General features: G+C 60.5%; 12 protein-coding genes and 4 tRNA genes. 5 read left to right on the plus strand and 11 right to left on the minus strand.

Going from position 1 to position 10,828, the window contains the following annotated elements; translation table 11 throughout:
- Positions 1–170: 170 nt before the first annotated feature.
- On the plus strand, positions 171–806 hold the full coding sequence (locus tag ACW5W8_RS22630; RefSeq protein ID WP_498630594.1) for an FMN-binding negative transcriptional regulator: 636 nt from the start codon (positions 171–173) through the stop codon (positions 804–806).
- Between the two features lie 61 nt (positions 807–867).
- Here ACW5W8_RS22630 and ACW5W8_RS22635 read toward each other — a convergent pair whose 3' ends face one another.
- Both ACW5W8_RS22635 and ACW5W8_RS22640 read right to left on the minus strand, forming a co-directional pair.
- A complete protein-coding gene (locus tag ACW5W8_RS22635) occupies positions 868–1,323 on the minus strand; it encodes a hypothetical protein (protein ID WP_498630596.1) in 456 nt (151 codons plus the stop codon).
- Positions 1,324–1,569: 246 nt separating this feature from the next.
- Complete coding sequence (locus ACW5W8_RS22640) at positions 1,570–2,085, minus strand: ClbS/DfsB family four-helix bundle protein (protein WP_498630598.1); 516 nt, start codon at positions 2,083–2,085, stop codon at positions 1,570–1,572.
- Positions 2,086–2,217: 132 nt separating this feature from the next.
- Here ACW5W8_RS22640 and ACW5W8_RS22645 point away from each other — a divergent pair, with 132 nt between their 5' ends.
- The gene (locus ACW5W8_RS22645) at positions 2,218–2,550 is read left to right on the plus strand and encodes a hypothetical protein (RefSeq protein WP_498630599.1); all 333 of its coding nucleotides are present in this window, start codon (positions 2,218–2,220) and stop codon (positions 2,548–2,550) included.
- A gap of 85 nt (positions 2,551–2,635) precedes the next feature.
- On the opposite strand, the gene ACW5W8_RS22650 is transcribed toward ACW5W8_RS22645, so the two are convergent.
- From ACW5W8_RS22650 to plsY, 6 genes are all read right to left on the minus strand, one after another.
- Positions 2,636–3,808 carry a CD0519/CD1768 family membrane protein gene (locus ACW5W8_RS22650; protein WP_043822000.1) on the minus strand — a complete coding sequence of 391 codons (1,173 nt, stop codon included), beginning with the start codon at positions 3,806–3,808 and terminating at the stop codon, positions 2,636–2,638.
- A 105-nt stretch (positions 3,809–3,913) separates the two neighbouring features.
- Positions 3,914–3,989 (minus strand) — tRNA-Asn (locus tag ACW5W8_RS22655).
- A 44-nt stretch (positions 3,990–4,033) separates the two neighbouring features.
- Positions 4,034–4,109 (minus strand) — tRNA-Phe (locus ACW5W8_RS22660).
- Positions 4,110–4,112: 3 nt separating this feature from the next.
- A tRNA-Thr gene (locus ACW5W8_RS22665) sits at positions 4,113–4,188 on the minus strand.
- A 52-nt stretch (positions 4,189–4,240) separates the two neighbouring features.
- Positions 4,241–4,316: transfer RNA gene (locus ACW5W8_RS22670), tRNA-Phe, on the minus strand.
- A gap of 47 nt (positions 4,317–4,363) precedes the next feature.
- Positions 4,364–5,026, minus strand: a complete 663-nt coding sequence (gene plsY, locus ACW5W8_RS22675; protein ID WP_031227839.1) for a glycerol-3-phosphate 1-O-acyltransferase PlsY — start codon at positions 5,024–5,026, stop codon at positions 4,364–4,366.
- A gap of 157 nt (positions 5,027–5,183) precedes the next feature.
- On the opposite strand from plsY, the gene folB reads away from it, so the two are divergent.
- From folB to ACW5W8_RS22690, 3 genes are all read left to right on the plus strand, one after another.
- Positions 5,184–5,555, plus strand: coding sequence for a dihydroneopterin aldolase (gene folB, locus ACW5W8_RS22680; protein WP_498630602.1), 372 nt, complete (start codon positions 5,184–5,186; stop codon positions 5,553–5,555).
- Positions 5,555–6,064 carry a 2-amino-4-hydroxy-6-hydroxymethyldihydropteridine diphosphokinase gene (gene folK, locus ACW5W8_RS22685; protein ID WP_498630603.1) on the plus strand — a complete coding sequence of 170 codons (510 nt, stop codon included), beginning with the start codon at positions 5,555–5,557 and terminating at the stop codon, positions 6,062–6,064. Before folB ends, folK begins: the two co-directional genes overlap by 1 nt.
- A gap of 126 nt (positions 6,065–6,190) precedes the next feature.
- Positions 6,191–6,679: a YbaK/EbsC family protein gene (locus tag ACW5W8_RS22690; RefSeq protein WP_149152034.1), complete on the plus strand. Its 489-nt coding sequence runs from the start codon at positions 6,191–6,193 to the stop codon at positions 6,677–6,679.
- On the opposite strand, the gene mdtD is transcribed toward ACW5W8_RS22690, so the two are convergent.
- From mdtD to ACW5W8_RS22705, 3 genes are all read right to left on the minus strand, one after another.
- Positions 6,651–8,075: a multidrug transporter subunit MdtD gene (gene mdtD, locus ACW5W8_RS22695; protein ID WP_498630605.1), complete on the minus strand. Its 1,425-nt coding sequence runs from the start codon at positions 8,073–8,075 to the stop codon at positions 6,651–6,653. The genes ACW5W8_RS22690 and mdtD overlap by 29 nt on opposite strands.
- A 61-nt stretch (positions 8,076–8,136) precedes the next feature.
- Positions 8,137–9,264: a CobW family GTP-binding protein gene (locus tag ACW5W8_RS22700; protein WP_498630607.1), complete on the minus strand. Its 1,128-nt coding sequence runs from the start codon at positions 9,262–9,264 to the stop codon at positions 8,137–8,139.
- Between the two features lie 9 nt (positions 9,265–9,273).
- Positions 9,274–10,668 carry a D-arabinono-1,4-lactone oxidase gene (locus ACW5W8_RS22705; protein ID WP_498630609.1) on the minus strand — a complete coding sequence of 465 codons (1,395 nt, stop codon included), beginning with the start codon at positions 10,666–10,668 and terminating at the stop codon, positions 9,274–9,276.
- Positions 10,669–10,828: the final 160 nt, after the last annotated feature.

Consider the following 10,828-nt stretch of genomic DNA (forward strand, 5'->3'; position numbering starts at 1 on the left):
AAGGCTGGGGTATCCATGATGGTAGACCTCAAGGTGATGGCCTACTTCAAGCTTAGCCTTTCAACACGTAATTGGGACATAGCCTTTTTTTGCGCCCGAAATGGCTTGTCCCGCTGACTGGATGCCTGTAGTTGTTGAATGGATGTCAGCGCTCGATAGAAGGAATCTGCATGTATCTGCCACCTCATTTCACCACCGATGACCCCGAAGATCTGCATCAACTGATGCAGGCACATCCGCTAGGATCTCTGATCACCCACGGCTCACAGGGGCTGGATGCCAACCATCTGCCATTCGAGTTTGCAAAGGAAACCGGAGGGCAGGGAGTCTTGCGTGCCCATGTCGCACGCAACAATCCGCTCTGGCAAGAGGCCAGGGATGGGGACAAAGTACTGGTGATCTTCAAGGCTGCAGATGCCTATATCTCCCCTAACTGGTATCCGAGCAAGAAAGCGCATCACCAGCAGGTACCGACCTGGAACTACAGCGTTGTGCATGCTCACGGTCGCATCCAGATTCGCGACGATGCCCGCTTCGTACGCCGCCTGCTGGCAAATCTGACTCGTCATCATGAGGCCGGAGAACCGACCCCATGGAGAATGGCGGATGCGCCGAGAGAATATATGGAAGCCATGGTGCAGGCCGTTGTCGGTATTGAAATCGAGATAGAGCGGCTGGTTGGCAAATTCAAACTGGGCCAGAACAAGGATGAAGCGGATCGGCAAGGAGCAGCTCACGCCTTGCATGCAAGAGGGCTGGTAGAAGTAGCCAGCGATATGGAGAACCCGCCATCACCTCGCTCATGACGTGTTAAACCACAAAAGAAACGGCAACCCGAGGTTGCCGTTTTTTATTGCTCACCGCCGTTCAGGCGCTGGCATTAAGCAGCTTGCCGACCCCTTCCCCCTTGCCATTGGGCAGGGTCTGTTTCAGGGCGCCGAGCAACTGATCGAGATTGAGTTCGCTGGCACCCAGGGAATCCTTGAGGGTATCGAGTTCGCTCTGCAGCGCATCGAGGCGGGTGCTCTGGGTGCCGCTCGCCAGCTGGTTGCGGGCGCTGTCGATGGCAGCCGGGAGGGATTGGCCACCATTCTCCTGCCCCAGAGTCTGCATCAGCTCCCCCATAAAGTGGTTGATGGCCGAGCGGTTCTGCTCGTTGTCGGCATCCTTGATGCCGAGCCGCTGGAACATCCCCTGGACGGTCGGGGCTAGGTGCTCCTCCTGTACGGCAGGCTGCACGGGCTGGGGTTTGCTACTGCTGCCAAGCAGCTGGCTGCCCAGCTTGAGGGCGATAGAGGCAAGGGGAAGCAGGTTGCTGATCATAATATCTCTCCGCGACAACGACCCTTGATGGTGTTGCCAAGAGATGTGCATAAGCGGGGCCAGCACGGCGATAAAACGCACCGCACCGGCTAATCCCTTGAATGGCTGATCTATTTGTTCAAGCAGCACGCAGGAGATAGCCGAGCGCAAAGGGGAGTCCGGCGGCCAGTAGCTGCCGCCACAGGCGGTAGTGGCAATATGATGGCAAAGCGTTTTGCCGCCCACCCGAGCCGCGCCCCCTGCCTTTCACACCCTGATCGCCAACTCTTTTAGCCACTTGCGCAGCCGCCCGTTGGCGTTGAGATAGGGGGAGGCGCTATTGAACTGGATCATCCGCCCGAGCGTCCACTTCTCATACCAGAGGCAGCCATACAGCTGCTGGTCGCTGCGCTCCTCCACCAGTTCGATGATGTGCCCTCTGGCGGCAGCCAACCGCTGTAACAACGCCGGATAGCTGAGCCCCTCGTAATCCCGATAGAACTTTTGGGCCAGCCCGCCCAACTCGTTCCACTTAAAACCGGTTTCGGGAAAATCCACTGGCAGGCCTGCCGCATCCCGCTCGATCCACTTGATCAGCAGTTCGTTCCAGCCGATAAGGTAGGCCAGCAGATTGACGACGCTCATGGTGGTTCCCTTGCTGTGCCCTGCCAAGGTCGGCTCCCGCACCCAGCTCTCGGGGACGGCCTGCAACGCCTTGAACAACTTGCTGAAATTGGTATCGATCGCGAGTAGCAGCTCGGCCTTGTTTTGCGGGATCCCCATAGAACTCCCCTTTTCAGGTTTACTTGCGGCGCAGCCGAGGCGATTGCCGCAACCCCGGCAGCACGTTACGCTAGCCCTCTTTATCCTGTGCTGCTCATCCAGTGCAGGCCAACCATCACGGCAAGATCGGCAATGAATCAACTAATCAGCTATATCAGGGCCATTCATCGACAGGCGAGCCCCGTCACCCTCACACGCCAAGAGAGTGAACACTATAGCGAGCATGATGAGAGCGGCACTGTGATCCAGCACCAGATAACCACCAGCTGGTTTGCCAATGGAGTCGTCATCCGCCAGCAAACCGAACAGGACGAAGCGCCATCGCAGCAGCTTTGTGCCGAATGCTGGATCAGCTATCGGGTCATCGCCAGCCCCATTCCCGTCACTCCAGCCCGCAAGCTGTTTCACAACCACTGTCAGGAGCGATTCTGGTTGAAGGTGCAGGGCATCACGCCACAAGGGTGATTGGTATGCCCATGAACAGAACCGGCAGGGAGAAATGCAAAGAGGCTCCGAAGAGCCTCTTTTTGTATCCGTGTCTGAACCCGACTCAGCCCAGCAGCATATAGAGCTGGTGAGCGGCTACCCCGGCGCACAGGCCGCCGATGGTGTGGGCGACGATGGCACGGGAGGTGAGGTGGCGATAGCCGAGGGCATCCAGCATTGCAGTATGGGTGCTCAAAAAGCCGCTCCAGCACATCCCCATGGCGGTAAACACCGCGACCTCGTTGCCGGTGATCCACCCCTTGGCAATAAAGGGGGGCACCAGCGACATGGCGGCACCGACCGCACCGAGCGAGGTAGCCGGGAAGGCGACCAGCTCCGGCTGCTGGAAGCCAAACAGCAGGTCAAACAGCCAGCTCACCTTGGCGGCCAGCACCGGCAGCAGGGCTACCCCCTGAAACGCTTCGCCGGTATAGCCCTTGTCACCCGGGCCGAAGGTCAGCAGCATCACGAAGGTACTGATGATGAGCACGCCCGGGATCACCGCCATCCCCAGCTCCACGCCGGATTTGCCGCCATCAAGCAGAGAGTTGAGGATCCGCAGCCAGCCGGGAGCCGCCTCTTTGGTCACACCGACCTTGCGACCGTCGGACGATACCGCGTCATCGTTCAGCACTTCCCCCACCAGTGGCCGGATCATCCGCTGCATCAGTCGGGTAGAGACCACCGAGCCGACCAGAGCACCCAGCAACCCGATCAGCGCCGCGCTGGCGGTGGATTCACCGCTCGGCAGTTGCAGGGTGGCCATAAAGGTCACCACGATCAGCCCCATGCCGAAGGCGGTTCCGAAGTTGGTCAGAGACACCAGTTGCCACGGAGTGAAGCCTTTGCGAAAGCGGCTGTCCTTGGCGAGGCTGATCACCGCCGGGTTGTCGGAGAAGAAGGTCATCAGCGCCGCCAGCGCGGTGCGGCCAGGCAGACGAAACACCGGCTTCATCAAGGGGGCCAGCAGCACCTCCAGCAGGCGGATCACCCCGAACTCGCTCAAGAGTTGGCTCAGGGCACCGGAGAGCACCGTGATCCCCATGATAAAGAGCACGGTATTGAGCAGCAGCTGGTGGGCGGTATTGAACAGGGTGTTGACCATGGCAGAGAGGCCCATCTGGCTGCCGAGGTAACCGAACAGGCTGCCAAGAATAAGCAGTACCAGCACGGGTTCCATCCAGTTCCTAATGGCGGCAAGTCGCCCCTTTGACTCTATAACTACATGATTTTCCATTTCTATCCTGCGGTTCATCTGTGCGTGTGTGGTTGTTTTTATGGTTGTAAACGGGCTGGGCCCAATAGAAAAAAGCCCTTGTCTTGCGACAAGGGCTTTTTGAATTGGCTCCTCCTACTGGACTTGAACCAGTGACATACGGATTAACAGTCCGCCGTTCTACCGACTGAACTAAGGAGGAATTGTACTTCGGAGACCAGATATCGCTATCTCATCAACCTTAATTGGTGCCCAGAGACGGAATCGAACCGCCGACACGGGGATTTTCAATCCCCTGCTCTACCGACTGAGCTATCTGGGCAAATGGTGCCGGCTACCGGAATCGAACTGGTGACCTACTGATTACAAGTCAGTTGCTCTACCTACTGAGCTAAGCCGGCACACTTTAAACCATTGTGCATGAACAAATTTTTTCTTTCATGGCACCAAAATTGGTGCCCAGAGACGGAATCGAACCGCCGACACGGGGATTTTCAATCCCCTGCTCTACCGACTGAGCTATCTGGGCGTGGGCGCTATTAAACGGATTTTAAGGCAGATGGTCAACGGGAAATTTCACTTTTTGTCTCGTTCGTCTCTTTTTTGCGCAACATCGTCCATTTCTGCCACTTCTTCGGCACAGGCCGCGCGTTTTCGCCCCCAGACTCTGGGTTCCTCCCCCTTGAGCAGGCGGGAGATGTTCTCGTGATGGCGGATCAGGATGAGGCAGGAGAGCAGCGAGACTGGCAGGGTGTATTCGGGTTTGAGCAGGTAGGTAAAGAGCGGCGTCAGCAGCACGGTAATGATGGAGGCCAGCGAGGAGTAGCCGCTCACCAGCAGCACCAGCAGCCAGGTACCAATCACGGCGCCCCCCATGGTAAAGCCGATGGGCATCATGGTCCCCAGTGCCGTGGCGACGCCTTTGCCACCGCGAAAATGAAAGAAGATGGGGTACATATGGCCGAGGCAGGCGGCGACCCCGATAAAGCCGAGGTAGACGGGTTTGATCTGCAGATACCAGGCGAGATAGACGGGCACAGTCCCCTTGAGCACATCGAGCAACAGCACCACCAGCGCCGCCATCCGGCCACCGAGGCGCAGCACATTGGTTGCCCCCGGATTGTGGGAGCCATGATCCCGCGGGTCGGGCAGACCGGTGCAGCGGGAGACCAGCACAGCACTGGATAGTGAACCACCCAGGTAGGCCAGAATAATCATCAAAATCGTCAGGGCCGTCATCTTGGTCGTTTTTACCACGATATGAATGGGGTATGATGCGGGCCACATACGCTGGCATGGGCCCATGCCCACCCAGAGCGCCTCGGCAAGCCTGTTGCCCGGCCAGCATCCCTGCGCTGTCATCACAGCCCATCAAGAGTAAAGAAGAAGTACAGTCATGGACAAGGTGTTTATTCGCGGACTCGAAGTTTTGACCACCATCGGTGTATATGAGTGGGAGAAGGGCATTCGCCAAAAGCTCCGTTTTGACCTCGAGATGGGGTTCGACAACCGCCCCGCGGCAGCAACCGACGACATCAATCTGGCACTGGATTATGCCGACCTCTCCAACAAGATTTGCGAGCATGTCAGCGGCAAGGTGGTCGAGCTGGTCGAGACCATGGCCGAGCAGGTCGCCATGCTGGTGCTCGCCGATGAGCGGGTACAGTGGGTCAAGGTGACCCTCACCAAGCCGGGTGCCGTGCCCAATGCCGCCGGGGTCGGCGTCGAGATCCTGCGCCATCGCGCGCCGGCCGCGAGCAGCAACTGATGACCACCATCTATATCAGCCTGGGCTCCAACATCGAGCGGGAGCGCCATATTCGCGCCGGGCTAGATGCCCTGCACGCCGAATTTGGCGAGCTGCGGGTCTCCCGGGTATTCGAAAGCGAAGCGGTCGGCTTCAACGGCCGCCCCTTCTACAACCTGGTGGCGGCTGCCGAGACCGATCTGCCACTGGCCACCGTCTGCCAGCGACTGCGGGCCATGGAGTTCGCCCACGGCCGCGAGCCGGATGCCAAGAAGTTCGCCCCGCGCACCCTGGATCTCGATCTGCTGCTCTATGGCGATCTGGTCTGCGACACCCCGCTGGTGCTGCCGCGCGGTGAAGTGCTCACCAACGCCTTCGTGCTCTGGCCGCTGGCCGAGCTGGCCCCCAAACTGCGCCACCCCGTCGATGGCCGCACCATGGGCGAGCTGTGGCAAGCCTATGACAAGGCCTCCCAGCAGCTGTGCCCCATTCCCTTTCACTGGGAAGCGTACGAATTGCAGCATCACTGATCAGCAAGGGCGCCTCACGGCGCCCTTGTTGTTTGCACGGACAGGGTTGCTTATCACGGATAAGAAAGTGTCATTGGGCCTGACCCTGCGAGGCTGGCAGGATAGCGCCCACTACAGGAGAACCCCATGCCACTCGATACCATTCACCACTTCAACTGCCAGCTGCTGGCCGAACTGCCCCACCAGCGCTATGAGCACGAGCCCATCCTCGACTACGCCACCGACGAAAAGGTCAAAGCCCGCCTCGGCTGGCAGGCGGAGTTCAGCAAGACCCTGTTTCTCAAGTTCAAGGATGGCCGCTTCGCCCTGCTGCTGACCCACAGGGAGGGACGGCTCGACAACAAGGCGGTCAAGGCCGCACTCGGTGCCAAGCCCTCCATCTGCACCGCCGAAGAGATGCAGGCGGAGATCGGCTGCCTGCCGGGGGCGGTCTGCCCCTTCCTGCCCCGCGCCGATATTCCGCTACTGGTGGATCCGCAACTGCTCAACCACACCGCCTTCACCTGGACTCCGGGCCACCCGGAGCAGACCTTTCTGCTGGCGACCAAACATCTGGCTGAGGTACTGGCGCAGCTTCCCTGCGAAGTCAGCTATCTGCCCGCGCCGACGGCGTAGCCCCATCGCGCGCCAGCTGGGCGAAGATCAGCGCCGCCAGCATGGAGAGCAGCCCGACACAGAGGTAGGTAAGATGGAACCCGGCCAGCCACTGGCCCTCGGCCACTAAGGTGCCCGCTGAGGTACCCGCCGAGAAGAGCCCGAGCAGGCTGGCGGCAATCGCCACCCCCAAACTCATGGAGAGCTGCATCACCACCGAGAGCAGACCGTTGCCACTGCTGGCCAGGGTCGGGCTGAGATCTTGCAGCGTGAGAGTGTTCATGGCAGAGAACTGCAGCGAGTTGATGGCGCCGAAGATCGCCAGCCAGCCCAGCAAGACCCCGTAGGGGAGCTGGTTGTCGATAAAGTAGAAGCTGGCGATCATCGCCCCCAGCAACAGGGTGTTGCCGATCAGAATGCGGCGATAGCCCACCCCGGGGATGAGCTTGTTCACCAGCGTCTTGGTCAGCATGGCGCCAATCACTGTGGGGATCATGGTCATCCCCGCCTTGCTCGGGGAGAAACCGAGCCCCAGCTGCAGAAACAGCGGGGTGAGGAAGGGCATGGCGCCGCTGCCGAGGCGGGCAAACAGGTTGCCCCAGATGCCGATGGCAAAGGTGGTGGTCTTGAACAGGTTCAGGCTAAAGAGCGGCTGCGGTGCATTGGCGGCATAGAGCCAGTAGCTCGCCATCGCCGCCAAGCCGAAGATCAGTGCAAACAGCGCCCAACCGGTGGAGATGCTGTGCTCCCCCAGCCCCTGCAAGCCGACCGACACCAGCACCATGCCAACGCTGAACATCACAAAGCCCTGCCAGTCGAACCGGGCGGTCTGCTGCCGCAGCTCCGGCATAAAGTGCCAGCTGGCGATAAAGCCGAGCAGCCCCACCGGCAGGTTGATGAGAAATACCCAGTGCCAGCTCGCCACTTCCACCAGCCAGCCACCGAGCGCCGGCCCCATCAGCGGGCCGAGCAGCCCCGGGATGGTGACAAACGACATCACCCGCAGCAGCTCGTGCTTGTCATAGACCCGCAGCACCGCCAACCGTCCCACCGGCATCAGCAGCGCACCGCCAATCCCCTGAAGCACACGGGCGGCCACCAGCATGGAGAGCGAATTGGAGGCGGCGCAGGCGAGCGAGCCGAGTGTAAAGAGCGAGATGGCGGCCAGATAGATGCGGCGGGTACCGAATCTGTCTGCCAGCCAGCCGGAGGCGGGAATAAGCAGGGCCACCGTCAACATGTAGGCGATCACCACCGACTGCATCTGCAGCGGGCTCTCCCCCAACGTCTCGGCCATGCTGGGCAGGGCGGTGTTGAGAATGGTGCCATCCAGTGCCTGCATAAAGAAACCGACCGCCGCCAGCAGGGGCAGCCACTTGCGCTGGGCCGGGGTCACCATGTTTGTGCTATCGGGCATGAGCCGCTATCTCCTCTTCAGATAAAAAATGACCCGCACGAAAGCGGGTCATATCAGCATGTCAGGCGTCCGGTTGGCCAAGCATGGCCTTGAGCCGCTCTTCGAGGCTGGGCTCGGGAGCCTTGAGCGTATCAAGGAACAACCGCTCTATCCCCGCCTTGTCCTGACTTTTCACGATAAACACCAGTCGGGACTGGGCCTTGCCCTCCGGCCAGTCGCCCAGCGCCTGCAGCGGATAGAGCTGGCCGTGGACACCGTGGATCACCACCGGCTGGCTCTCCCCCTCCAGCTGCAAGATCCCCTTGAGGCGCAGCAGGGCATCGCCGTATTGGGCCTGCACCGCATCGATGGCAGCCAGCAGACGAGAGGGCTTGAGCGGCTCGCCAATACGCAAAGAGAAACTCTCGATGTTGCCGTGCTCGAAGTGGGTGGGCGCAGCTGTGCCCACCTTGGCGGCGAACGGTTGCATCTTCGGCTGCATGGGTGATGCCAGCCCCTGCTTGGGGGATTCGGTGCGCAGCCAGGCCAGCAGCTGACGCACATCGCGCCCAGCCGCTTCGTTGTAGGCGCCCAGCTTCTCCAGCACCTTGGGCGAGAGCTCGCCATTGGTCACCTGCTGGATGGGGGCCGCAGGATTGAGGGCCACCAGCTGGGCTTCGACCCGCGCCAGCTGCTCGCCATCCACCAGATCCCCCTTGCTCACCACCAGCAGATCCGCCAGCGCCACCTGTTTCACCGCTTCATATTGAGCCGCCAGCTGCTGCTCGATATGGCCGGCATCCACCACGGTGACAGTGCCATCGAAGCGGTAACGCTGAGCGATAAAGCCCTCTTCGCGCAGGGTAAAAAGCACGGGAGCAGGATCTGCCAGACCGGTGGTCTCGATAATCAGCCGCTTGAACGGTTTGATCTTGCGCTGGATGGCCTTCATAAAGAGCCCCTGCAACGCCTCCACCAAAGAGCCCTGCACCGAGCAGCAGATGCAGCCGGAGTCAAGCAGCATCACCTGCTCATCCACCTGTTGCACCAGATGGTGATCCAGCCCCACCGAGCCGAACTCGTTGATCAGCACGGCGCACTCACCAAGCTCCGGCTGCTTGACCCAGTGGTTGAGCAAGGTGGTCTTGCCGCTGCCGAGAAAGCCGGTCAGCAGGGTCACTGGGATACGGGTATCTTGCATATCGGTCATGTCAGATCCTTACCGGTTGGCAAACAGGTCGCTTAGCCAGCGGTTTTCAAAGCGGCCGTGGGGGTCGAGCTCGGCTTTCAACGCCACGAAGTCGTTCCAGCGCGGCAGCAGGGCCGGGAAGTCGTAGAGATCCATCGCCAGATGCTTGCCGAAGTGGGGGATGCCGCCAAGCGGCGCCAGCAGTTGCTGCAGCTCGCGCATCTGCTCCATGGAGCCGTTGACGAAGGTGCCGTCCGCCGCCAGATAGACCAGAAAACCGATCCAGCAGACCGACTGGCCATAAGCGGCGCTGAGCCAGGCCTCGGAGGAGCCGGTGCAGCGCAGGATAAAGGGGTAGTGCAACACGCCGGGATTGGCCTGCTGCCACGCTTGCAGGGTCTCCAGCGCCTCGTTCATACGATGCAGCGGCACCGCCACCTCACAGTTGATCTGAGGGGCCGGGATCCCCTTGCAGAGAATTTGGTAGACGTTGCCCACCAGATCGGAGGCATCCTTGAAGCGACGCACCGTCTCGAAGTGCTCACCGGCCAGCGCCTCATCCTTGGTGTCTTTCGCCATCTTCTGCAAAGTGGCATCAATGGTGGCATTCATGCGGGCGTCGATATCACCCTCCAGCAGCAGCGGCTCGCTGCCGCCGGCGCGGTAACGGGCCACCTCCTCCTCGGAAGCGGGATCCACCAGCCAGATGTGGCTCTCGCCGGTCCAGGCAAACCACCAGCTCTTCACAAAGCCATGCTCACGGTTGAGCCGCTCGTTGTGCTCCAAGAGGAAGGGGTAATCGGTGGTGAACTTGGTGCAGCGCATGATGCGGTTCGGGACAGTGCGCAGGGTGACGTCGAGCAGGATGCCGAGCATCCCCATCCCCATCACGAAGGCGCCGAAGCGCAGGTCGGTGCGATCCACCCGGATGACGTCGCCATTGGCCAGCATCACCGTCATCGCCTCTACCGCATCGCAAAGGGCGGACTGGTGCAGCCCCTGACCGTGGGTGCCGGTGCTGAGGGAGCCGCCCAGGGTCTGGATGCCGATAACGCCCGGGGATGCGGGCAGCATCCGCTCCATGGCGATCAGCTCGGCATAAACGGTATCGAGCGGCGTACCCGCCTGATAGGTCACGGTATCGGCGGTTTTCGCCAACTGGCCGCGCAGGTGGTGCAAGTCCACCAGCAGCGCCTGACTGCCCTCGGTATAGACGCTGTGAATGGGTTCGAAAGAGAGGCCGGAGCCGATGAGGCGCAGCTTGCGCTCGGGGTGTTCCCGCAGCAGTTGCTGCAATTCGTCGCGGGTTTTCGGGCGCCACACCTGCTCCAGCGCACCGAGGGGATTGGTTCTCGACCAGTTGAACAGCACCTCCCGATTACCGATCGCCTTGATGCTGTGAAATGCCTGGAACTGAACCGTCATACCGCGCCTCATCTTTTACTGACGTCAAAATGAGCGCCGATTCTACCGAAAAGTGAGCCACAAGGCATGAAAAACAAGGCTATGTCCCAATTACGTGTTGCATGGGGTGCCCCAGCGCCTCATGCAAACATGCTTTGATATTCACGCCCCTCCCGTAACG

This window comes from Aeromonas aquatilis (genome assembly GCF_054052405.1).

Bases quoted from the DNA above. Each gene is read 5' to 3' on its own strand.
- folB (WP_498630602.1), top strand. From the start codon at position 5,184: ATGGACAAGGTGTTTATTCGCGGACTCGAAGTTTTGACCACCATCGGT.
- ACW5W8_RS22635 (WP_498630596.1), bottom strand. From the start codon at position 1,323: ATGATCAGCAACCTGCTTCCCCTTGCCTCTATCGCCCTCAAGCTGGGC.
- ACW5W8_RS22630 (WP_498630594.1), top strand. From the start codon at position 171: ATGTATCTGCCACCTCATTTCACCACCGATGACCCCGAAGATCTGCAT.
- ACW5W8_RS22645 (WP_498630599.1), top strand. From the start codon at position 2,218: ATGAATCAACTAATCAGCTATATCAGGGCCATTCATCGACAGGCGAGC.
- ACW5W8_RS22640 (WP_498630598.1), bottom strand. From the start codon at position 2,085: ATGGGGATCCCGCAAAACAAGGCCGAGCTGCTACTCGCGATCGATACC.
- mdtD (WP_498630605.1), bottom strand. From the start codon at position 8,075: ATGCCCGATAGCACAAACATGGTGACCCCGGCCCAGCGCAAGTGGCTG.
- ACW5W8_RS22700 (WP_498630607.1), bottom strand. From the start codon at position 9,264: ATGACCGATATGCAAGATACCCGTATCCCAGTGACCCTGCTGACCGGC.
- folK (WP_498630603.1), top strand. From the start codon at position 5,555: ATGACCACCATCTATATCAGCCTGGGCTCCAACATCGAGCGGGAGCGC.
- ACW5W8_RS22705 (WP_498630609.1), bottom strand. From the start codon at position 10,668: ATGACGGTTCAGTTCCAGGCATTTCACAGCATCAAGGCGATCGGTAAT.
- ACW5W8_RS22690 (WP_149152034.1), top strand. From the start codon at position 6,191: ATGCCACTCGATACCATTCACCACTTCAACTGCCAGCTGCTGGCCGAA.
- plsY (WP_031227839.1), bottom strand. From the start codon at position 5,026: ATGACGGCCCTGACGATTTTGATGATTATTCTGGCCTACCTGGGTGGT.
- ACW5W8_RS22650 (WP_043822000.1), bottom strand. From the start codon at position 3,808: ATGGAAAATCATGTAGTTATAGAGTCAAAGGGGCGACTTGCCGCCATT.